At 46.6% G+C, this 22,737-nt stretch carries 22 protein-coding genes and 1 pseudogene; 7 read left to right on the top strand and 16 right to left on the bottom strand.

Annotation, left to right across the window (positions count from 1 at the left end; translation table 11 throughout):
- Window positions 1-19: 19 nt before the first annotated feature.
- The 3 genes from STRDD12_RS00750 to STRDD12_RS00740 are packed head-to-tail and all read right to left on the bottom strand — an operon-like array spanning window position 20 to window position 3,008.
- Complete coding sequence (locus STRDD12_RS00750) at window positions 20-265, bottom strand: DUF1146 family protein (protein WP_066913985.1); 246 nt, start codon at window positions 263-265, stop codon at window positions 20-22.
- Complete coding sequence (uvrC, locus tag STRDD12_RS00745; protein ID WP_066913983.1) at window positions 262-2,049, bottom strand: excinuclease ABC subunit UvrC; 1,788 nt, start codon at window positions 2,047-2,049, stop codon at window positions 262-264. Before uvrC ends, STRDD12_RS00750 begins: the two co-directional genes overlap by 4 nt.
- Before the next feature lie 59 nt (window positions 2,050-2,108).
- The gene (locus STRDD12_RS00740; protein ID WP_066913981.1) at window positions 2,109-3,008 is read right to left on the bottom strand and encodes a LysR family transcriptional regulator; all 900 of its coding nucleotides are present in this window, start codon (window positions 3,006-3,008) and stop codon (window positions 2,109-2,111) included.
- A gap of 114 nt (window positions 3,009-3,122) precedes the next feature.
- On the opposite strand from STRDD12_RS00740, the gene STRDD12_RS00735 reads away from it, so the two are divergent.
- The 5 genes from STRDD12_RS00735 to STRDD12_RS00715 all read left to right on the top strand — a co-directional run bounded on the left by STRDD12_RS00735 (window position 3,123) and on the right by STRDD12_RS00715 (window position 7,617).
- Complete coding sequence (locus STRDD12_RS00735) at window positions 3,123-4,184, top strand: threonine aldolase family protein (protein ID WP_066913979.1); 1,062 nt, start codon at window positions 3,123-3,125, stop codon at window positions 4,182-4,184.
- 209 nt (window positions 4,185-4,393) lie between these two features.
- Complete coding sequence (locus tag STRDD12_RS00730) at window positions 4,394-5,116, top strand: metal ABC transporter ATP-binding protein (RefSeq protein ID WP_066913976.1); 723 nt, start codon at window positions 4,394-4,396, stop codon at window positions 5,114-5,116.
- Window positions 5,113-5,958 carry a metal ABC transporter permease gene (locus STRDD12_RS00725; RefSeq protein WP_066913973.1) on the top strand — a complete coding sequence of 282 codons (846 nt, stop codon included), beginning with the start codon at window positions 5,113-5,115 and terminating at the stop codon, window positions 5,956-5,958. The genes STRDD12_RS00730 and STRDD12_RS00725 overlap by 4 nt, the downstream gene beginning before the upstream one ends.
- A 12-nt stretch (window positions 5,959-5,970) precedes the next feature.
- A complete protein-coding gene (locus tag STRDD12_RS00720) occupies window positions 5,971-6,897 on the top strand; it encodes a metal ABC transporter substrate-binding protein (RefSeq protein WP_066913971.1) in 927 nt (308 codons plus the stop codon).
- A 78-nt stretch (window positions 6,898-6,975) separates the two neighbouring features.
- Window positions 6,976-7,617, top strand: coding sequence for a metal-dependent transcriptional regulator (locus tag STRDD12_RS00715; RefSeq protein WP_066913969.1), 642 nt, complete (start codon window positions 6,976-6,978; stop codon window positions 7,615-7,617).
- 88 nt (window positions 7,618-7,705) lie between these two features.
- Here the strand turns inward: STRDD12_RS00715 and STRDD12_RS00710 are convergent, their stop codons facing one another.
- The 3 genes from STRDD12_RS00710 to STRDD12_RS00700 form a co-directional block, all read right to left on the bottom strand.
- Window positions 7,706-8,269, bottom strand: a complete 564-nt coding sequence (locus tag STRDD12_RS00710; protein WP_066913968.1) for a hypothetical protein — start codon at window positions 8,267-8,269, stop codon at window positions 7,706-7,708.
- Window positions 8,270-8,306: 37 nt separating this feature from the next.
- A complete protein-coding gene (locus tag STRDD12_RS00705; protein ID WP_066913966.1) occupies window positions 8,307-9,254 on the bottom strand; it encodes an AEC family transporter in 948 nt (315 codons plus the stop codon).
- Window positions 9,255-9,494: 240 nt separating this feature from the next.
- Complete coding sequence (locus STRDD12_RS00700) at window positions 9,495-11,120, bottom strand: malolactic enzyme (RefSeq protein ID WP_066913964.1); 1,626 nt, start codon at window positions 11,118-11,120, stop codon at window positions 9,495-9,497.
- 215 nt (window positions 11,121-11,335) lie between these two features.
- On the opposite strand from STRDD12_RS00700, the gene STRDD12_RS00695 reads away from it, so the two are divergent.
- On the top strand, window positions 11,336-11,686 hold the full coding sequence (locus STRDD12_RS00695; protein ID WP_066913962.1) for a helix-turn-helix domain-containing protein: 351 nt from the start codon (window positions 11,336-11,338) through the stop codon (window positions 11,684-11,686).
- Between the two features lie 100 nt (window positions 11,687-11,786).
- Window positions 11,787-12,680 (top strand): LysR family transcriptional regulator, encoded by an 894-nt coding sequence (locus tag STRDD12_RS00690; protein WP_066913960.1) that lies wholly within the window; start codon window positions 11,787-11,789, stop codon window positions 12,678-12,680.
- A gap of 126 nt (window positions 12,681-12,806) precedes the next feature.
- Here STRDD12_RS00690 and STRDD12_RS00685 read toward each other — a convergent pair whose 3' ends face one another.
- The 10 genes and pseudogenes from STRDD12_RS00685 to STRDD12_RS00635 all read right to left on the bottom strand — a co-directional run bounded on the left by STRDD12_RS00685 (window position 12,807) and on the right by STRDD12_RS00635 (window position 22,635).
- On the bottom strand, window positions 12,807-13,160 hold the full coding sequence (locus STRDD12_RS00685) for a hypothetical protein (protein WP_066913958.1): 354 nt from the start codon (window positions 13,158-13,160) through the stop codon (window positions 12,807-12,809).
- Window positions 13,161-13,170: 10 nt separating this feature from the next.
- Entirely contained in the window at window positions 13,171-13,881 is a 711-nt protein-coding gene (locus STRDD12_RS00680; RefSeq protein WP_066913956.1) for a M57 family metalloprotease, read from the bottom strand.
- 90 nt (window positions 13,882-13,971) lie between these two features.
- On the bottom strand, window positions 13,972-14,760 hold the full coding sequence (locus tag STRDD12_RS00675) for an alpha/beta hydrolase (RefSeq protein ID WP_066913953.1): 789 nt from the start codon (window positions 14,758-14,760) through the stop codon (window positions 13,972-13,974).
- 158 nt (window positions 14,761-14,918) lie between these two features.
- Window positions 14,919-16,583 carry a ribonuclease J gene (locus STRDD12_RS00670; RefSeq protein WP_066913952.1) on the bottom strand — a complete coding sequence of 555 codons (1,665 nt, stop codon included), beginning with the start codon at window positions 16,581-16,583 and terminating at the stop codon, window positions 14,919-14,921.
- Between the two features lie 129 nt (window positions 16,584-16,712).
- Complete coding sequence (locus STRDD12_RS00665; RefSeq protein ID WP_066913950.1) at window positions 16,713-17,471, bottom strand: ABC transporter ATP-binding protein; 759 nt, start codon at window positions 17,469-17,471, stop codon at window positions 16,713-16,715.
- The gene (locus tag STRDD12_RS00660; RefSeq protein WP_066913948.1) at window positions 17,468-18,337 is read right to left on the bottom strand and encodes an ABC transporter permease; all 870 of its coding nucleotides are present in this window, start codon (window positions 18,335-18,337) and stop codon (window positions 17,468-17,470) included. The genes STRDD12_RS00665 and STRDD12_RS00660 overlap by 4 nt, the downstream gene beginning before the upstream one ends.
- 2 nt (window positions 18,338-18,339) lie before the next feature.
- The gene (trpX, locus tag STRDD12_RS00655; RefSeq protein ID WP_066913945.1) at window positions 18,340-19,338 is read right to left on the bottom strand and encodes a tryptophan ABC transporter substrate-binding protein; all 999 of its coding nucleotides are present in this window, start codon (window positions 19,336-19,338) and stop codon (window positions 18,340-18,342) included.
- A gap of 212 nt (window positions 19,339-19,550) precedes the next feature.
- Window positions 19,551-21,801, bottom strand: a pseudogene (locus tag STRDD12_RS00650) (heavy metal translocating P-type ATPase).
- A gap of 32 nt (window positions 21,802-21,833) precedes the next feature.
- Window positions 21,834-22,205, bottom strand: coding sequence for a cupredoxin domain-containing protein (locus STRDD12_RS00640; RefSeq protein WP_066913939.1), 372 nt, complete (start codon window positions 22,203-22,205; stop codon window positions 21,834-21,836).
- On the bottom strand, window positions 22,198-22,635 hold the full coding sequence (locus STRDD12_RS00635) for a CopY/TcrY family copper transport repressor (protein WP_066913937.1): 438 nt from the start codon (window positions 22,633-22,635) through the stop codon (window positions 22,198-22,200). Before STRDD12_RS00635 ends, STRDD12_RS00640 begins: the two co-directional genes overlap by 8 nt.
- Window positions 22,636-22,737 lie beyond the last annotated feature (102 nt).

Here is a 22,737-nt window from a genome sequence, read left to right as displayed (position 1 = left end):
TAAAAAAGTCGCCTGTCCCTCATTTCAAACTGACAAAGAGGCTTTGGCAAATACTGATGACGACCTGAAAGAAGTTAAAAAGCAGGGTTCCTAAAGCAAGGCTAAGCAGGAGAATAAAGAGCCTTAGACGGGTTGGATTCGCCCATTCTTTGGCATGAACCCATTTGGACCAATCAAATAGGGTCAATAAGAGCTGATTGCTCAGGGCAACAAAGGCAAAAAGGGCTATGAAATTGGCTAAGGTGCCAAATAAACTGGTGGTCATGTCTCTTCTCCTTTTTCTAAGAAATGTTGCCGAACATTTTCAGCAACCTTTTCTGGAAGGCCTGCTGCTGTCAGGTCTGCGAGTTCTGCTTGCTTGATGTTTTGCAGATTTTTAAAGGTTTTCATCAAGGTTTGTTTGCGTTTGGGGCCCAGACCTGCAATACCATCCAACTGCGATGAAAAGGAATTTTTAGACCGCAATTGACGGTGAAAGGTAATGGCAAAGCGGTGCACTTCGTCTTGAATCCGTTGCAAGAGAAAGAACTCTTCCGATTGGCGCCCCAAATCAATAGGCACCAAGGGGTCCCCAAAGAGCAGTTCGTGGGTCTGGTGCTTGTCATTTTTTTGCAAACCAGCAATCGGAATGTCCAAGTGCAAGTCGTCATAGAGGACAGACTTAGCAATATTGACCTGACCTTGCCCACCATCAATGATGATGAGGTCAGGTCTTTCCAGACCATCCTTGATGACCCGACTGTAACGCCGGGTCAAAACCTCACGCATACTGGCATAATCGTCAGGTCCTTGTACGGTTTTAATCTTAAACTTGCGGTAGTCCTTTTTACTAGGCTTGCCATTGACAAAGACCACCATGGCGGCTACAGGGCTGGTTCCCATGATATTGGAGTTATCAAAGGCTTCGATTCGGACAGGGGTTGGGATAGCCAAGCGTTTCCCGATATTTTCGATAGCCCCTTGGGTTTTGACCAAATCTTTTTCCAACAGTTCAAATTTTTGCTGAAGGCTGACTCGAGCATTTTTTGTCGCTAAATTGACCAGTTGTTTTTTTTCACCACGCTTGGGGCTTACCACTTTTGCTGATACCAGAGCCTCCACAGCTTCTTGGTCAATACTTTGAGGAATGAAGATTTCCTTGGGCATGAGATGGGCTGGAGACTGGTAAAATTGTCCAATATAGGTCAAAAAATCTTCTTCTGGCTCATTATAATATGGAAACATATTGACATCACGTTGGATAAGTTTTCCTTGGCGAACAAAGAAAACCTGTACACAGAGCCACCCTTTTTCCGTGTAGTAACCAAAGACATCTCGGTCAATCATGTCTTGATTCATGACCCGCTGTTTGGTCCGCAGGGTTGCAATGGCTTCAAGAAGGTTGCGGTATTCCGCAGCCCGTTCAAACTCAAGGGCCTCTGCCGCTGCTTGCATTTTATCCTTGATTTGGTCGACAATCTGGTCATCCTTACCTGTCAAAAACTGCTTGACTTGGTCAATCATCTGGTCATAGTAAGCTTTATCCGTATGACAGATGGTGTGGGCTGTGCACTGGCCTAGGTGATAATAAAAACAGACCTTATTAGCCGGCTCCTTGCATTTTTTAAAAGGAAAAATACGATCCAGCAATCTTTTGACATCATTGGCAGCCCCAGCATCTGGGTAGGGACCAAAGTAATGGCCACCATCTTTTTTGACCTGCCGAGTTATCACTATCCGCGGGTAACGTTCATTGGTAATTTTAATGAAAGGGTAAGACTTATCATCCTTGAGCCGAATGTTGTACTTGGGCATATTTTCCTGGATGAGGTTAATCTCCAAGAGCAAGGCTTCTGTGTTTGACCCTGTCACAATGTATTCAAAATCAGCAATTTCAGAAACCAACATTTCTGTCTTGGTATCATGGCTCCCACGAAAATAAGAACGTACGCGATTTTTTAAATTTTTAGCCTTGCCAACATAGATGATTTTTCCAGTTTTATCCTTATGGATGTAACAACCAGGGCTATCTGGCAAGAGCTCCAGTTTGTGTTTAATCAGTTGATTCATATGTTTATTTTACCAAAAAGCGGGGCAAAAGGCCCTCTAGGGATACGTCAAAAGGCAGGTCAGACCTTTGGGCTATCTGCTGCCTTTAAGCCTGCTAGATAGTCTCTGACGGTCCTTATAAAGCGTCGACTGGCTGGAGAGAGCTCCCGTCCCAAGGGGATGGCAAGCCCCAAAGACACCGTTCTTTGCGGAGTCAAGGGACGTTGCACAACAGCCCCCGTCCAGTCCTTGGCAATCAGACTTTGGTTAAAACTCACGCCCAGACCTGCGGCCACCATCTGATAGGTGGTAAAACCATCCTTGGTGGTCAAACGCGTCTGCAACTGCAGATTTTCTTGTGCAATCAGTCGGTCTTGGTCCGTGTCCTGATGAGGTAGGGTGTGTAAAAAAGCTTCCTTTTCTAAATCTTTAATGGCATAGCTAGCAGCTTGCGCTTGGGGGTGGTCCTTGGGCAGCCAAACGACCAGAGGATCTTCGTAGAGCCTCTCCCATTCACAGGGGGTTTGAGGGGCAGGCTTGGCACATAAACAAAAGTCAACCTGCCCGTCCCGCAACCAGTCAGCCATTTCTCTATTGCCCCCCTCCAGCATGGTGACAGAAATCTCAGGGTACTGGCGGCTAAAGGTCTGTAATATCTCTGGCATCCAGGCTGCAGAGACACTAAAATAACAGCCAATCGTCAGGTTGCCGCGGGCTAGGCCTAGGATATCAGCCCCAATTTCTTGCGCCTTTTGCGTGCTAACCACCACCTCTCTCAGACTGGGTAAAATCATCTGGCCGTTAGCGGTCAATTGCACCCCTTTTTTTTGACGGCTAAAAATAGCAAAGCCCAGCTCATCTTCTAGACTAGAGACCATGCGCGTGATACCTGACTGGGTATAGCCCAATTTTTCGGCCGCCCGCGTGAAAGAACCCGTCTGCGCGGCCCAAATAACCGCTTCACATTTTACAAGATCCATAGTAATTCCCTTTCATGATGTTTCCTCATGGATAAGATGACAAAATAGCGTTTGTGTAATGATAGATTATAGTCTATACTAAAACTATCTCAAAAACAAGGAAAGAGGTTCTCCATGACAACCAGCAAACCAAACTTTAGCAATGACTACTTACAAGCTTGCCACCCAGCTATTTTAGACCGCATGGTAGCGACAAACACCCTAGAAACCACAGGTTATGGTAGCGATCCGATAACAGCTTCTGCTGTTGAAAAAATTCGTCAAGCCTGTCAAGCTCCCCAAGCTGATGTCCGTTTTCTCATCGGTGGGACCCAGACCAATCAGGTGGTCATCGATGCCCTCTTAAGACCCTACCAAGGCGTGGTGGCAGCGAAGTCTGGCCACATCAGTGTCCACGAAGCCGGTGCTATCGAGTTTGGCGGGCATAAGGTCATGGCACTAGACAGCCCCGATGGCAAGCTGTCTGCCCAACAAGTTCAAGCTGTCATTGCCGACTACTGGAATGATGCCAATCACGAGCATATGGTCATGCCTGGGATGGTTTATATCTCCCAACCAACCGAACTTGGGACCCTTTACAGCAAGGCTGAGCTAGAGGCTATTTCAGCCATCTGTCGTAAAAATGACGTCATCCTCTATGTGGACGGTGCCCGCTTGGCCTACGCCTTGGCTGCGCCTGAAAATGATGTCACTCTGGCTGACTTGGCCCAACTCTGCGACGCCTTTTATATTGGTGGGACCAAGTGTGGGGCTATGTTTGGCGAAGCCATTGTCTTACCAGACCCTAAGCGCATCCCCCATTTCACTTCGATCATCAAGCAACACGGTGCCCTCTTGGCCAAGGGCCGTCTCTTAGGGATTCAATTTGACACTCTCTTTTCAAACGACCTTTATTTAAGCATTGGAGAGCGCGCTATCGCTCAGGCCAACCGCATGCGACAAGCCCTCAAGCAAGCAGGTTACCAACTGGTTGACGAAAACCCAACCAACCAAATTTTCTGTGTTGTCACAAAGGACCAAATGGCCCAGTTGGCTAAAGACATTGACTTTAGTTTTTGGGAAAGTTATGATGACAGCCATACCATTATCCGTTTTGTCACCTGCTGGTCAACTCAGGATAGTGAGGTTGAGCGTTTCTGTCGCATCATCACAGAAGAGGCCAAGGCTACTGACTAATCCAACCATCAAGGCAAGCCATATCGCTAGCGGTCTGCTAACAGCACTTTTTCTTCTTGCTAAAAGTTAAAGGCAAAAGCTTTCGCTTTTGCCTTTTTGCGTGTAGAAAACAGTTTGCTTTTTTAAATATGAAATTAGGTTAGGTTAACTTTAAAAATTAACTTGACTTAATTTTTTTCTTAAAGTATATTAATAGCAAGGAGGTTACCATGATTCGTATTGAACATCTAAGTGTCTCTTATCAGGAGACGCTGGCTTTAGAAGAACTGACTCTCAGGCTCACAGGGCCTAGTATTACAGGGATTATCGGTCCTAACGGAGCAGGAAAATCAACCCTCATCCAGGCGCTCATCGGGCTAATCCCACATCAAGGGCAGGTCCTAGTCGACCAAAAACCTATCAAAAGCCAGCTCGGTAAAATCGCTTATGTGGCTCAAAAGGCTAACTTGGATATGACTTTCCCTCTGACTGTTCGCGAGTGTGTTGCCTTGGGCTCTTATGCTAAAGTGCCCCTTTTTAAGCCCTTGTCCGCAACTATATGGGAAAGCGTCCATCAAGCCCTCAAGCAGGTCGGATTAGAAGACCTTGCCCAGCGTCAGATTAGCCAATTGTCCGGCGGACAATTTCAACGGGTACTTCTGGCACGCTGTCTGATGCAAGAGGCCCAAGTCATTCTCTTAGATGAGCCTTTTGTCGGCATCGACTCGGTGAGTGAAGGCATTATCATACACCTGTTAAAAAACTTGAAAGAGCAAGGAAAACTCATCCTCATTGTGCACCATGATTTGACGACGGTTAGTCGTTATTTCGACCAGATTCTGCTGCTCAATCGCAAACTTATCGCCTATGGCCCAACGCAGACGACCTTTACAGAAGAAAACTTGCGAAAAACCTATGGAGAACACCTCTTTTTCAAAGGAGATAGTCTATGATTGCTGAATTTTTAGATGGCCTGGTCCGTTTTCACTTTTTACAAAATGCGCTCATTACAGCTATTGTGATTGGTATCATCGGTGGGGCTGTTGGCTGTTTTATCATATTAAGAGGGCTGTCTCTTATGGGAGACGCCATCTCCCATGCCGTCTTACCCGGCGTCGCCTTATCCTATATCCTAGGTATCAATTTCTTTATCGGTGCTATCCTTTTTGGACTCTTTGCAGCTGGTCTTATCACAGCTATCAAGAACCACTCTCCTATCAAAAGTGACACCGCCATTGGCATTACCTTTTCAAGCTTCCTAGCCTTAGGTGTCGTTTTGATTGGGGTGGCCAATAGTTCTACTGACCTCTTTCATATCCTCTTTGGGAATATCTTAGCGGTTCAAGACCGAGAAATGTGGGTAACCATTCTGGTGTCTTTAGGCGTACTAGCTTGCATCACTCTCTTTTTCCGTCCGCTCCTTTTAACTTCATTTGACCCTATTTTAGCCAAATCCATGGGGTTCAAGGTCGCTGGCTACCACTACCTCCTCATGGGACTTCTTACCTTGGTGTCCGTGACTGCCATGCAAAGCGTGGGAACTATTCTCATCGTTGCCTTATTTATCACGCCAGCCGCTACAGCTTACCTCTATACCAACAGCCTTAAAGCCATGATTTTCCTCTCTTCTTTTTTAGGCGCTCTGGCTTCGGTTTTAGGCCTCTTTATCGGATATAGCTTTAATATCGCTGCTGGTTCAAGCATCGTCTTAACAGCTGCTGTCTTTTTTGCCATTAGTTTTGTTATCGCCCCTAAACAAGGGAACATCAAAAAAATCTTTTCAGCTCACCATTAGAAAGGCATTCTTATGAAGAAAAAACTTTTTGCACTGACTTGTTTATTTTTAGCCTGCTTGACCCTTGTGGCCTGTTCCAAGCAAAGCAAAACTGCTAGCCATAAACTAAGCGTTGTAGCGACCAATTCCATCATTGCTGACATGACCAAGACCATCGCTGGTGATAAGATTGACCTCCATAGCATCGTCCCTGTCGGCAAAGACCCACATGAATACGAGCCACTCCCTGAGGACGTCAAAAAAACGTCCCAAGCTGACCTCATCCTCTACAATGGGATCAATCTTGAAACTGGCGGGCATGCTTGGTTTACCAAACTCATTAAAAATGCCCACAAAACCAAGGACAAAGACTACTTTGCTGTCAGTGACGGTGTTGACGTCATCTACCTTGAGGGGCAGGCTGAAAAAGGCAAAGAAGACCCGCATGCCTGGTTAAATGTGGAAAATGGTATCATTTACGCTAAAAACATTGCCAAACACCTCATCGACAAAGACCCCAAAAACAAGGCCTTCTACCAAAAGAACCTGGATGCCTACGTGGCCAAATTGGCTCAACTCAATCAAGAAGCTAAGGAAAAATTTAACAGCATTCCAGAAGCCAAAAAACTGATTGTCACCAGCGAAGGCTGCTTTAAATACTTTTCTAAAGCCTACGGTGTCCCTTCGGCTTATATCTGGGAGATCAATACCGAAGAAGAAGGCACGCCAAACCAAATCAAACAGCTGGTCGAAAAACTCCGTCAAAGTCAGGTTCCAGCCCTCTTTGTCGAATCCAGTGTGGACGAGCGCCCTATGAAAACTGTTTCTAAGGACAGCCATATCCCTATCTATGCCAAAATCCTGACAGACTCCATCGCTAAAAAAGGGCAAGCAGGTGATAGTTATTACAGCATGATGCAGTACAACCTAGAGACCATCTATAAAGGCTTAAGCCAATAAAAGCCTTTAAAAAGCTCCTTTTTCAATTTACCAGACAATTCTGTTATACTAGGGTAAGACTATCTCAAAGGAAGACAGATGACACCAAATAAAGAAGACTACCTCAAGGCCATTTACGAAATCGGCAGCCAAGAGGCCAAAATCAGCAATAAACACATTGCCAGCCGCATGCAGGTCTCACCACCTGCTGTGACAGAAATGATGAAAAAGCTCATCTCTGAAGGCTTGATTACCAAGGACAAGAGCAAAGGTTACCTTCTCACAGAGGCAGGACAGGCTGGTGTGGCGGCCCTCTACCGTAAACATCGCCTGATTGAAGTTTTTTTAATCGAGCACTTGCACTATGCCTATGAACAAATTCACCAAGAAGCCGAAGTTCTAGAACATACCGTCTCTGACCACTTTATCAATGCCTTGGACCGTCTGCTGGATTACCCTGAGACTTGCCCGCATGGCGGACAAATCCCAAGAAAGGGGCAAGCCATCCATGAAATCTACAGACAAACCCTAACACCGGACTCGCCACCTGGTGACTATGTCCTTCGACGCGTCCATGACCATAGAGAATTGCTGGAATATTTAAAAACCATCCATCTCTCCATCGGCACCGCATTTACCCTCGAAAACTATGACAGTTACACCGGCCTCTACCACTTGCAGGTCCAAGGGCAGACTGTTCAAGTCCCAGAAAATATCGCCAGCCATTTTTACATTGGCTAAAAGAGGCAGGAAGGCATGATGACGCAAAACAAAGCACCCTCTACAGACTCTGTAGAGGGTGCTTTTTCTAATACCAAGCCGTATTGACTTAGTCAGTCAGGCGAACAATTTTTCCTGCTGCTATCGGCAAGGTCACGTGTTGGTCATAGGCATCCGAAAGCTTGCCACCAACGCTAGCCGGAATTTCCAAGTCCTTGGAGACACCATGAATGTAGACCACCCGTTTTTCCAACTCAAGGTCTCTAGTGCCAAAGACCTCATAAAACTTATCCTTTAGGGCTTCATAGGGGACATCCTTTTGATAGGCATAATAGCCATTTGCATCAGCCACAGGGTAATTATCATGTGGGATACACATGTCATGAGGGGCGTTGTCCAATGGCACCATCGTGGTTCCAGAAACAGCTTCGGTTTCTGGCAAATCAATCCAGCCATCCTGGTTGCTGTCTTGGGCTAGACTAGGCAGATTGGCATCTCGCCCATCTGGAAAGCCATGGAAATGTTCCCAATGTTGGACATTGGCTGGTGTATCAAACATTTCAAGTTCGATATGGAGCTGGTCTCCCCTGATGTCAAAAGTGACAGAGCCATGAGCGGCATGACCGATTTTTTCAGCATTTAAGGGTTTAATATCTGCACGGTAACGAACCATCTGAGGCCTCCTTATTTATTGAGATTGATTTAGTGACTTAGCCCAGCAAGGTTTGTAAAATTGGGATAACAATGACAAAGAGTAAGGTACTGAGGGTAACGACATTGGTTGAAAATTCCACATCGCCATCGCCTTGGTTGGCCAAGATTGGCAAGACCGCCAAAGCTGGTGTTGCAGACTGAATCATAAAGGTCCGAAACTCAGGTGTCGCCATATTTGGGGAGAAGAATTTAAGCACCAACACCATGATGATAGGGGCCAGGATAAAGCGACCCACCAAGGTGATAATGGTATCTTTATCAAAGCGAATGGTTTTCAGACCTGCCTTAGCTAGGACAATCCCGATATAAACAAGTGACAAAGGTGTGGTCAAGCTACCAACATAATCCAAGGTACTTGTCGCAAAGCTTGGGACTGGCAAACGCAAAATCAAGAAGACCAAAGCCACCAAGAAGCCTAAAAGAGGAGCTGGCAACAATTTCTTCCAGTTAAATTCTTGCGCTTTTTTGCTTTCACCATCCTTACTGTCAGAGGTCATCAGATAAACCCCCAAGGTCCAAGTGGATACCGTATTGGTGATATAGTAAATCAAGAAATAAGGTAGGGCTTGGTTACCAAAAAGAGCGATATTTAGGGGCAGACCAATGAAAATGGTATTGGCATTGACAAAGGTATTAATCATGGTACCCCGACGGCCCGGACGCACTCTAAAGAGTTTAACCGCGAGAAAGGCCATAACATAACCTAAGCCAAAGGCGACAAAGGTATAAATCAACCCACCGGACAGGCTAATCAACTTGTCTAAGGTCAAGTATTTTAAAACTGAGGTGAAGATGGCAACAGGCATGGCCACATTCATGATGAGTTTTGACAAGTCATTGCCAAAGCTATCTTTGAACCAACCACGTACCTGTAAGAAATAGCCTAAAACAATGATGGCTATGATGGGGACAATGGACTCAATAGATGTTAAAAGTACTTTCATAACTGCTAGGTTCCTTCTAATTTTTTAAGCGAGGTTAACTTCCTGCTTCAAAGGTATTATACCACCATATCTGGCGGAGGGTCTGAGATTTAACTCCTTTTTTTGGGGCCTACCAGACGGTGGCATCTCACGAAATATTTATGGCATCGGAGCTTGATACATGTTCATGTCACACCCTAATAAAACTGCTCCTTAATAAAAAGCGTCGTGCCACCAACTGACACGAACGCTTAGTGCCCCTTATTTGTATTCAGGATACCATTTGAAATCACGAACAGCCTTGGCCATGTCTTGTTCTTGGGCACGGGCCAAGCCTTGTTCTTGGGCTTTTTTAGCAACAGCTTCTGCGACCTTGATAGAGACATCGCCCACATATTTAAATGGTGGTAAAACAGGCGCCCCTGCTTGCGTAATGTCAGTAATACCTGACAAGGAGTGCGCGGCAGCCCCGATCATTTCATCGGTCAAGAGGCTAGCCTCAGAGGCCAACATGCCCAGGCCAAGCCCTGGATAAATCAAAGCATTGTTGGCTTGACCAATGACATAGTCAACGCCCTTGTAAGACACGGTATCTGCTGGGATACCAGTAGCCACGAAGGCTTTCCCGTCAGACCATTCAATCAAGTCTTTAGCGCTGGCTTCTGCAAGTTTGGTTGGGTTGGACAGTGGGAAAATCACAGGACGCTCGGTATTGGCACACATGGCTTCCACGACTTCCTTGGTGAAGCTACCCGCTTGCGTAGAAGTTCCGACTAGGATGGTCGCCTGAGTCGCCTTGACCACATCCAACAACTTGGTCATATCGCCCTTGCCTTCAAAGTCTGAGCGTTTCTTGGCAAATGGTTTTTGTTCTGGTGTCAAGTCCTCCATGTCGTCAAAGAGGAGACCTTGTTTGTCCACCATAAAGAAGCGTTTGTAGGCTTCTTCCTCAGATAAGCCATCAACCACCATTTCACGCAGGACACGCGCTGCAATCCCTGCCCCAGCGGTACCACCACCATAGCAGAGGTAGACTTGGTCGGTCAACTTTTGCTTGGAAATATCCATAGCCGCAAAGACACCACCTAGCGTCACGATCCCTGTTCCTTGGATATCATCATTAAAGGTTGGGATTTCCTTGCGGTATTTTTCCAGGATATTGGCCGCATTCAAGCGACCAAAGTCTTCCCAGTGCAGGTAGAGTTTAGGGAAAAGTTTTTCAGCCGTTTGCACGAACTGGTCCACAAACTCATAGTAACGGTCGCCACGCACCCGTTCGTGACGGTTTCCGAGGTAGTTTGGATTGTTGCGGAGTTCTTCACGATTGGTCCCTGCATCAATGACCAAAGGCAAGACAGTCGCAGGGTCAATGCCGGCCGCACCGGTATAGACCATGAGTTTACCGACAGAGATATCCACCCCATTGGTGCCCCAGTCACCGATACCAAGGATACCTTCTGCGTCCGTCACAACGATGAGACGAATGTCACGGTCCCCAGCCGCATTTTTCAAGGTCGCTTCAATATTTTCAGGGTGGTTAATATCGAGGTAAGCCGCATACTGTGGATCCACAAAGAGGTCACTGTAGCCCTCGATGGTGTCTGCGATGGTTGGGTCATAGACGATAGGATTGAACTCTTCCAAATGTTGGGAGAAAAGATAGTAGAAAAGGGTCCGATTGGTGTTGAAAATCTCCATCAAAAAGAGCCGTTTTTCCAAATCATTGGCCTTGGCTTGCATATGGGCATAGGTTTGTGCGGCTTGCTCTTCCAGCGTTTGCACATATGGGGGCAAGAGTCCCACCAAACCTAGCTCTTTACGCTCTTCTTCTGTAAAAGCCGTCCCTTTATTGAGTAAAGGGTTGTTTAAAATAGCACGTCCACTCATGACGCTACCTCCTTTTTATGATATCTTATTATAGCATATTTTAAGGAAACATTGTATGCTGTACCGAACGTTGCAGGAACTTTTTAAGCGCCTTGGCCGTCCAATTGTGAAAAGTTCATCAGACCAAGCAAATTCTTTCCCTAAAAGTATGCTATAATAAACAAAGTTTTATTTAAAATGTTACTTTTAGCTGGCAAAATGGGTATCCTTTGCATATGAATACGGATAATTACCTTTCAAAATATATTGCCAACAAAGTCAAACACTTGCGTAAACAACAAAAAATGAGCCAGGAAGAGCTCTCTGAAAAAGCGAGTTTAGGACTAAAATACATCAACCAGCTGGAAAACCAAAATGTCAATCTTACCCTAACGACATTGGAAAAGGTCATTACAGCTTTGGACTTAACCCCTGAAGAGTTTTTCAACTTTAGTAGCCTAGAGGCTCAAGCCTCTCACCGTGAAAACCCTACTCTCAGGCGTCTAACCATGAAAGTCAAACAACTCCCCGCTGAAAAACAAGCAACCCTACTGCGTATCTTTGAGGAAATTGTAGACACCCTCTAGTTTTTCATCCTGGCTCAGGCTTATTTTAAGTCACTATCCGACCTATAGTCAACTCCTGAGGCACGGATAAAAAATACTTATCCATTAGAAAGGGTCTCTTGTGAACCTCAAAGATCTCTATTATTTTGAAGCCCTAAAAGACCTCTCTTCCTACACGGCTGTCGCCAAAAAGTTTGGTATCAGCCAACCCAGCGTTTCCTATGCGATCAAGCGCTTAGAAGAAAGTCTGAATTGCCAGTTGGTCCAACACGACCCCTCCCATCGCACCTTTAAACTCACGCCCCAAGGGGATATCCTCTATCGCCACTTGGAACGCATTTTACCTGAGTTGCGAGCTACCCGAAAGGCCATCGACCGCTCTTTGGCCCATTATGTCACAGTTGGTTTTCCACCGATTATTGTTCACTACCTGCTTCGCGCTATCCAGGCCAAATCAAATAGTCTGGACTTTTTACCCCATATCCGTCCCATCCGCGGAGGCTCCTTGGAGTTATTAGACATGCTCTTTACAGGGGAGCTAGATGCCAGTCTCATCGGTCATATCGCGCCTCTTGATGCGCCTAATCTCTGTAGCCATACGCTTTTTCATAAGCAACTTGACGTGGTGCTTTCCAAAAACCATCCCCTGGCTGGCGAAGATTTTTTAGCCTTCGAGGATTTACTAGACGAATCCTTTATCTTACTGGACGAAAATTTTGTTCATCTCAAGGCTTTTGAACAACTGAACGACCGCTACCAAAATCAAGCCGATGTCTTTTTTAAGAGTGATGATGTCATTGTCATCAAAGAACTCCTCAAAAAGGAAGTCGGCATCAGCTTGCTGGCTGATATGGCCTTGGAGCCTAATGACAAAGACTTGGTCGCCATTCCACTGGCTCCTAAAGACCGAGTGATGTTTACCATTTCTTCTGCCCATCTCAAGTCAAGCCCTCTGACGGCAGATATCCAGGCCCTCTTTGACTGGCTCAAAGAAGCCTATGATACAGATAATTAGGCTTAAGAGCTGATGTCACCAAAAAAACACGCTGAGACAACTGCCTATCTGGCAAGCTATCTCCGCGTGTTTTTGCTATTTATGCTTAAAATGTCATTGGACCTTAGCCTTGGCTGGCTTAAACCTTTAACCTAGCGCCCCTTGGTACTGACCAATCAAATACAGACCAACTAATATGATCAGGATAAAGAGGGTCCACTTAATCAGTCCCTTGACAAAGCGAATGATTAGGGTGAGGATAAGGCTAGCCACAAGCCATGCAATCGGCCCCGAACTAATCAAACCATGCAGGCGATCTAAGCTACCGCCAGCCAGACCCTGCAGCCAGTCTGGGCTATTGGCCATGAGACTTTGCGACCAGCCAAACTGGTTTAAAATCGCTTGTCCAGCCAGTTGTAACCAAGCAAAGACACCTGTGTTAAAAACCAGCAAAAAAGCTTGTTGAGGGTAGGTTTTTATGAGATGAAATACCGTTCGCATGCGCTACCTCCTAGCTTGCGTACAAGGCCTTGACCTTGTTAATATCCGTTTCTTGAATACCATAGTAAGAACCTGCTGACTGCATGACAGAGTCTTCGCTATCATCATGAGATAGACCGATAGCATGCCCCAACTCGTGCTCAGCCGTATGGACAATCCGCTCACTACTATAGCCATAGGCAGCATTGAGCAGATAGTAGGTATTGAGCGTCACATCGACATGGCTAATCTGCCCTGTCAAGGCGTTGGAGGTCGTATCGGCAAGGCCTGCCGCTTGGCTAGAACTGTCTGCTTCATCGCCAGCCACAATATCTGCTTGGTCACTACTTGTTGCATAAGTAAAGGTAAATGCACCTGTCGCATTCCAATTGGCAATCGCCTCTTGGTAAGCACTCACCAAGCGCTCATCTGTCGAACTGATATAGACCGATGCTGTCGGACTGGGCCATTTGACCGTGCCTGACTGACTAGCCGTATCGCCACTCAAACTGAGGGATTTTAGACCATCCGTCGTGGTACTGCCATTGACTTTGGTAACCACCTGATTCCAAACATTGCTAGCGTATTGCCCGATGGAGCGATTGGACGTATGACCAGAGCTAAAATAGGCCCAAATCAAAGCGACTACGACGAAGACACAAGCCGCTTGAAAAAGTCCCCAAATCAAACGCCAAAGTCGGTATAAAAGGCGAAAAGGTAGGCGAATAAGCCATCTAATCATGGGAACAACTCCCTCCTTTCTCCAATAGCAAGAACTGGTCTTACCTAGAAAGGTTATTATAAGCAAGCCAGCTTAAAAATTCCCAAACTCTCAGGACAGGCGTTCTTCTTTGACGTAAGTGATGGGCAACCGTTCCAAAAAGACCTCTAATTGTTTTTCCCAGTAGTACCACTCGTGCTTGCCATGAGCGGTTTGGTAATCAATCTTAAAGCCTTTCTTTTGAAGCTCAGAAACGGCATAATTGTTGGCCGTATAAAGAAAATCTTCCTGGCCACACCAAGCATAGAGGTCCGTCTTTTTGTCGGACTGGTCAGCCAGAGCAATGATTTGTTGGCTAGCTAGAGCGTCTTTATCCGCAAGGGAGCCGAAAACACCTTCCCAGTAGGCGGTTTGGTCGGTCACATCCTCACCCAAATGCGTCAAATCCAAATGAAGAGCCCCCGAAAAGGATCCCGCATAGCTAAAGCGATTGGTCGTTAGGGCCAGCTTAAAGGCCCCATAGCCCCCCATGGACAGACCAGCAATAAAGGTTTTTTCTCGCTTGGTGGACATATTGGGGAAAAAACGTTTGAGCACTCGCGGTAACTCATTGGCGATACTGTCATAGTAGCGCATACCGTAGGTGGTATTTGTATACCAACCAAGATCTGTCGAGGGCATGACAACGATGAGATTGGTTCGCCGTAAGAGTCGTTCAATCGCTGTTCGTTTGAGCCAAGAATCTTCATTACCAGCCATGCCATGCAAGAGGTAGAGCACAGGAACATCCTGACTGGTTGCCTCTTCTGGTGTGACAGAGGAAGCATCGGGGTAGATGACTTGCACCCGACGTTCCATTTCCAAGACATCCGAACGGTAACTAATCGTAAGTAAGGCCATATAAACTCCTTTTTTATGAGAAAGAGAGTGGCCAGCACCAGTCCTCAAATAACCAGCACCTGCTCACTCCCTATACCTAATCCTATTGCTAATCTCTAGGTGCTAGAACAAGCCCCACAACCGATAGAGATTAAGCGTGTTGCATACAAGCGCTGACTTTAGCGAACTTCCATGACCACAGGCAAAATCGCTGGGCGACGTTTCGTCTGATCAAAGAGGAATTTGCTGACCGCATCACGGACTTCACCTTTGAGTTCACCCCAGTCAAAGTCATCTTGAGCCAGATAGTTTTCCACTGTTTGGTTAACAATATCAGCACTCTCCCGAAGAATATCACGGCTCTTTTTCACATAGACAAAACCACGGGTATTGACACGCGCACTAGCAATGATTTTCTTTTGCTTACGACTAACGGTAATCACCACGATAAAGATACCATCTTCAGAGAGAACCTTACGGTCACGCAGGACAATGTTGCCCACATCGCCGATGGCATTACCGTCAATCATGACATCGCCAGCAGGAACAGCCCCTTGATGCAAGAAGCCTTCCTTGGCATCATAGTGCATAATATCCCCACGCTTGACAATATAAACCGCTTCAGGGAGCATTCCCACTTCAAAAGCTAAGCGCGCATGTGCGGAAAGGTGACGGTATTCCCCTTGGATAGGAAAGAGGTAACGTGGACGCAAAAGGTTGAGCATCAGTTGCAAATCACGCGCGTTGGCATGGCCAGAGACGTGGAGATTTTGGGTAATGACTTTCACCACCCCACCTGCTTTATAGATGAGGTTTTCCACACGGGCAACCACAGCTTCTTTAGAGGTTGTCGGCGTTGTGGCAATATAGACCAAGTCACCGTCTTTGATGGCAATAGTACGATGGCGACCAATGGCCATCTTGCGCAAGCCATTGAGGGGTTCTCCCATACGTCCCGTTTCTAGGATAATCAGCTCGTCATCAGCGTATTTTTCAATATCTTTAGCCTTGACCAAAAGACGCTCGTCGGCTAAGTCTAGCTTTTTCAAGCGGATGGCTGTACGGACAATGTTTTCCGCATCAAAACCTGTCAAGACCACACGGCGGTTATTTTTGACCGCTGCGTTAAAGACCTGCTGAATACGCTCAAGGTTGCTGGCTACAGCTGCCACGATGATACGGCCGTCCCAGCCTTCGACCACATCGGCAATCTCACTGGCTACTTCTGCTTCGCTGGCAATTTGCGTGTTCGACAAGGCATTAGCTGAGTCGCTCAAGAGCGCCAGCACCCCGTCATTACCAATCTCAGTCAAGCGGGCAAAATCTGTCTTGTAGTAAGGTTTGGCTGCTTGGTCAAACTTAAAGTCACCGGTGTAGACAATGCTGCCCTCATCCGTTTTAACCACAATCCCCATGGACTCTGCAATGGAGTGCGTGGTTTTAAAGAAGGACACAATGGCATCATCAAATTCAATTTCTGTTTCGGCATCAACCACATGAAAATTTGAAAATTTCTTGGCATCATCATTCTTTTTAACCATTAACTTAGCGAGTTCAATGGTCAAGGGGCTCCCGAAAACCGGGCTATTGAGCTGGCTCACCAGATAAGGCAAAGTACCGATCGCATCCGCATGCCCGTGCGTCAGGAAAATCCCCTGTACACGGTCTTTGTTTTCAAGCAGATAGTCCAGATTTGGAATGACCACATCCACCCCGAGTTGCTCATTTTCAGGGTATTTTAGGCCAGCATCCAAGACGAAGATACTCTCATTGACTTCGACAATATAGAGGTTTTTGCCACTTTCACGGACACCTCCAAGAGCTATAATATTGATATCGCTCATGTAAATCAATCTCCTTTTGTGTGTTTTTTTCATACCAACGGTCCTTAGGCAGGCCTAAGTCGTATTACAGCAGGGCAACAAAAAAGTTGCATACTAAACTAGTATACAACTTTAGCCCTTATTTTTCAATCAATCAAAGAGGCGGTAATAGTCCTCGATGGTCATTTCTGCCTTTTGTTTGGCATTCAAATCTTTGATGATTTCCCCGTCCTTCATCACCAAGAGGCGATTGCCATAAGTCAGGGCATCTTCCATATGGTGGGTAATCATCAGGGCCGTCAAACCATCTTTACGGATAAATTCATCTGTTAGCGCCATCAGGCTCTGAGACGTTTTGGGGTCAAGCGCTGCCGTGTGCTCGTCTAAGAGCAAGAGTTCTGGGCGCTTAATGGTTGCCATCAAGAGACTCAGGGCCTGCCGTTGCCCACCAGACAAGAGACCTGTCGGCGTCTCTAAGTGTTTTTCGAGGCCGTTTCCTGTCCGAGCCAGCAAGGCTTTAAAGTCCGCTTCAAAACTATGGAGACGCCGTGATTGCAAGCCTCGTTTCTCCCCACGGTATTTGGCAATCAGCAGGTTTTCCGCAACCGTCATCCGAGGAGCTGTCCCCATCTTAGGGTCTTGAAAGACGCGTGACAGGTATTTGGCCCTTTTTTCGGCATTGAGGTGGGTAACCCGCTCACCTAAGATATAAACCTCACCACTGGTCAAGGCTAATGTTCCTGCAATGGTGTTGAAAAGCGTTGATTTCCCAGCACCGTTGCCCCCTAAAATGGTTAGAAAGTCCCCAGCCTCAATGGAGAGATTGGCATCTTTGAGAATTGTTTTCTCATCGTCTAACCCATTGCTGACACGGACCGTCGCATTTTTGACTTCAATGATTGCACTCATCTGCTCCACCTCACTCCACTAAAGAACCGTTTCTTCAACTCAGGCACCATCAGGCAGAAGGCCAAGATAATGGCACTGAGCAACTTGAGGTAGTTGGTATTGAAGCCCAAGGCTACCACCGCTAAGATTAAGAATTGGTACAAGATAGACCCCACGACAATGGCCACTAAACGTTCCAACATGGTTAAACGCGTCGAATAGAGCACTTCTCCAATGATGATAGCCGCAAGCCCGATGACAATGGTTCCAATCCCTTTTGACACATCGGCATAGCCATCTTGTTGGCAGACCAGGGCCCCTGCAAGCCCAATCAGACCATTAGACAAGACCAAGCCCATGACTTCCATGGTTTCCGTATGAATACCAAAACTCTTGGCCATATCGCTATTATCACCAGTTGCAATATAGGCCTGACCCAGACGGGTATTGAGGAAATAAATCATGAGCCCAATGACCAAACTAACCATGATAAAGCCAACTAAGAGGAGATTGGTCTTATCTGAAAAAGGAAAGAAATCCTGAATGGTCTTGTCATTTGCCAAACCGAGATTGGCCCTTTGCATAATCATCAACATGATGGAATGACAAGAGGTCATCACGAGAATTCCTGCCAGCAGAGTGGGAATTTTCCCCTTGGTATACAAAAGCCCCGTAACCAGGCCGGCCAAGGCCCCAGCCCCGAAACCTGCCAAGGTCGCCCAAAGAGGACTGACGCCCTTAGTGATTAGGGTAACTGTAACGGCGCCACCCAAGGGAAAAGACCCTTCTGCGGTCATATCCGGAAAATTCAAAATGCGAAAGGTCATAAAGATGCCCAGTCCCAGAATAGACCAAAGCAACCCTTGATAAAATGCTGAAATAATCATGTCTACTCCTTAATGACTTGTGTCGCTTTCTTGAGCACTTGGCTCGGGAATGTAATGCCTAACTGGTCAGCAACCTTTTGGTTAAGGACAGGTGTTCCTTTGCTGTAGCGTTCAACAGGCAGATTGGCCACCTTTTGCCCCTTGAGTACCTTTGCAGCCATCTTACCGGTTTCGACCCCGAGTTGGTATTGGTCAAGAGAGACAGAGGCTAGCCCGCCTTCTTGGACCATGGTGTCAACACTAGGGTAGATAGGGATATGAGCTGTCTGAGCTGCAGAGACAACTGTCGAAAAGGCTGATGCAATCGTATTGTCAATTGGAAGCCAGATGGCATCTACTTTTCCGACCATAACAGACATGGTGGTCGCCACTTCATTGGTCGATGGCACAGAGTATTCGACAACCTTGTAGCCTTTTTTCTCCGCTAATTTTTTAAATGTCTTGACTTGAGAAGGGGAGTTATCTTCGCTGGAAGCAGACAGAACCCCGATGGTCTTGATGTTTGGTGTAATTTGTCCCATCAAGTCCAATGTTTCGGCAATCGGTGTTTGGTCAGAAACCCCTGTGATATTAGCTGTCGGCTTATCTAGGTTGGTCATGAGCTTGGCACCGATAGGGTCAGTTACAGCCCCCATCACAATGGGAATACTCTTTGTAGCGGCAGCCAAGCCCTGCGCTGCTGGGGTCGCAATCCCAATCAGCACATCATTTTTATCCGCTACCAATTGTTGACTCATGGTCTGGATACGGCTTTGGTCCCCTTGCGCATTCATAAACTGCACCTTGACAGCTTTTCCACTGTAACCTTCTTCTTTGAGGCCGGCTAGGATGCCTTGGTATATTTGGTCAAGGGCTTCGTGACTCGTAAACTGCAAGACGCCGACCTTAACGGTCTTTGTCGTAGCCCCTCCACTACTTGGGGAAACCAGCGGATAGAGATAGGCCCCAAACAAGGCCAATGCAAAGAGGACTAAAGTCCCAATCAAGCGCCTATTTTTCATCTTGTCTCCTTTAAGCCTATCTGACACTGACACCAAAAAAGGCGTAAGGGCACCGTCTCTCGCAGACTGCAAGAGGTCCTCACACCTTGTTCGTATTTCTTGTCCAAAAGACAAAACGTGCGATGAGGCTTGGTTATTTCACCTCATATTTTACTTTATTTCACCGATATTTTCAAGATTTTTTAAGTTAAACCTATACCTTAAACACCCGCTTATACCGCTATTTTCGTGGTATTTAAGAGGAGAGAGCTGGTCAAGACCGAAACCGAACTAAAGGCCATGGCCAAACCAGCTATTTCTGGGTTAAGGACCAAGCCCAGTCCAACGAAAAGACCCGCTGCAATAGGAATACCGATGGCATTGTAGATAGATGCCCAAAAGAGGTTGAGTAAAATCCGCTGGAAGGTTTTTTTACTCATATCAAGGGCGCGAACCACACCGAGAAGGTCATTTTGCACCAGGACAATATCCCCAGATTCGATGGCAATATCAGTACCTGACCCCATGGCAATCCCAACATCAGCAATAGACAAGGCTGGGGCATCATTGATACCATCCCCGACAAAGGCAACCACACGCCCTTGCCCCTGCAATTTGTGGATATGGTCTGCTTTCTCAGTTGGAAGCACATCGGCAATAACCTGATCAATTCCCACTTGTTGGGCGATCGAACGGGCTACCGCTTCATTGTCTCCCGTCAGCATGACCGTCTGGATATGTCGTTTCTTCAATTCTGCCATCGCTTGTTGCGATGTTGCTTTTGGAGCGTCTTGAATGGCAATTAAGCCCACGACTTGGTCATCGATGGACAGACTAACGACTGTCTTGGCATCATTTTGCAGAGCCACCATCTTGTCTTTAAGCGCTTGGGGGAAAGTCTTTCCTTCTTGGAGTTTGGCATTTCCCAAAGCCAAGCTTTTGTCGTCAAGACGAGCCATTACCCCTTTCCCTTCGAGAGCTTTAAAGTTAGACAAGGCTTCCAAGGTCACATTCTTTTCCTTAGCCGCTTGAACAATCGCTTTAGCAAGAGGGTGCTCAGATAGACTTTCTAGACTGGCTGCCAAACGCAAGACTTGGTCTTGGTCCCCAACGATATCCGTCACCTGCGGTTTTCCGACCGTAATGGTTCCTGTTTTATCAAAAACAATCGTATCAATCTTTTGCACGGCTTGTAAAACCGTACCGTTTTTGATCAAAACACCCATCTTGGCACTGCGACCCGTCCCTACCATCAGGGCTGTCGGTGTCGCTAAGCCTAAGGCACACGGACAGGCGATGATTAAGACAGCTACCCCATAAAGCATGGCCTGGATAGCGCTAGCCCCCAGAAATACATACCAAACCACAAAGGTCACAATCGCCAAAATAGAGACCACCGGAACGAAAATGCCTGAAATGGTATTGGTCAAATCTTGGATGGGGGCATGACTGGCTTGCGCTTTCTTCACAAAATCCACAATTTGCGCTAGCATCGTGTCATCGCCAACCTTTTGTGCTTCAAAAACAATGGTTCCATTGGTACTGATGGTCGACCCAATGACCGAGTCGCCAACAGCTTTCTTGACAGGCATACTTTCTCCCGTCACCATGGACTCATCTATGCTTGTTTCTCCTTCGATGATGCGCCCGTCTACTGCAATTTTCTCGCCTGGAAGCACTCGCACCCTATCGCCGATAACCACTTCTGATAAGGGCACAGACACATAGGCTCCGTCACGCCAAACGCTAGCCGATTTAGCTTGTAAATCCAAGAGTTTTTCAACCGCACTATTGGCACTATGACGCATACGTTCTTCAAAAACCTGTCCTAACAGGACAAAGAAAATGATGAAGCCAGCACTTTCAAAGTAAACCGGAAGGCCTGTAAACAAGGCAAGGAGACTATAGAGGTAGGCAACCAAAGTTCCCAGAGCCACTAGCGTATCCATATTGGCATTATGCTTTTTAAAAGTTGCCCAAGCGCTGGTGATAAAGGGCCAGCCAGCGACCCACATGATGGGAGTCGTTGCCAAAAAAGTCCCCCAACGCATCAGCTCATGGCTGACAAAACCTGCATACATGCCCACCATGAGATAAAGCAAGGGCAAGACACAGATAAAAGCAATCCAAAACCGTTTCGTCACGGACATAAGCTACTCCTTCCTATTTTACCGTATAGTGACCATAAATCATTTCCATCCCACATGAGTAGTCAAACTTACCCGCTTGATTTGGCGTAAAGCGAATCGTCGTCTTTTCCCCAAGAGGCAAATCTTCTAAAATATCAAAGGCTTTAAATTTTACCTGAGCCAAGCAGCCTGACGGGTCTTTGCGGTCAAAGGTAATCTCTGCAGGGACGCCTTTTGCCAACTGAATGGTTTCAGGCTTATAGCCCCCATCCACTGTGACTGTGACCTTTTGTAGACCATTTTCCACTTCTGCTTTTTGCGCTTTTTTTCCAAATAAATCACCAAACACTGCCATAATAGCCTCCTTTATTACACATACTTCTAACTTTATTCAACAACCAGCTTGCCATGGAGCATATTCATGCCGCAGGCATAGCCAAATTCACCACTTTTATCTGGCGTGATGTCAATCACATAGTCTTCTTTCATGGGCAAATCTGCTTGCACCCCAAAGTCAGGAAAGACCACCTGGTCCACACAGGGAGAAGGGTCTACCCGATTGAAAATCAGTCGCGCTGGCACCCCTTTTTCAAGGACTACCGTGCCTGGACTGTAACCGCCATTAACCGTAATGCGAGCCTCTTGGCGGTCTCCTATGCGCTGGGCCCTGACACCCGATGTCTCATGCTTGGCAAAAAACCACCATAAGATAAAGGCAATCACCCCAAAAGCAAGTAATAAGACCATAAGTTTAAGCATTTGAAACCTCCTCTTTCGTCAGCTCAGGACGAGGGCCCAAGCAATTACAAGCCACTTTTTCGACCAAGTGCTCACGCTTCGCCTTTAAAGCCTCTTCAACAATAGCCACATCCGCCTGGGTCAGGTCCGCTTGCTGAATAATATTTGCCAGCACCTGACTGACCGACTTGGCACAAACCCTGTCCAAAACATCCTGACCAACCAAGCGTGTGCTGTCTTTTTGGCTGATGGCGGGCGAGTAAAGAAAGGCCCGACCAGATTTTTCCTGTGTCAAACCACCTTTTTCGACCAACCGCCGCAAAAGCGTCTTGACCGTCGAGGGCGACCAATCATACCGTTCAGACAAATAAGCAATAATCTCAGAACTGGTTAGGCTCCCTTTCATCCATAAGATACGCATGACCTGCCATTCGGCATTGGATAATCCCATTTTGTCACCTCATTTCTAGAGATAGTTTTCTGTTTACATCTGTAAACCTATCGACAGTTTTATTCTACCACCATGGTTTACACTTGTCAACCATAAAACACT

The sequence above is a fragment of the Streptococcus sp. DD12 genome (genome assembly GCF_001578885.1).
Taxonomy (GTDB): domain Bacteria; phylum Bacillota; class Bacilli; order Lactobacillales; family Streptococcaceae; genus Streptococcus.
This window is presented reverse-complemented; position numbering and strand designations above follow the sequence as displayed.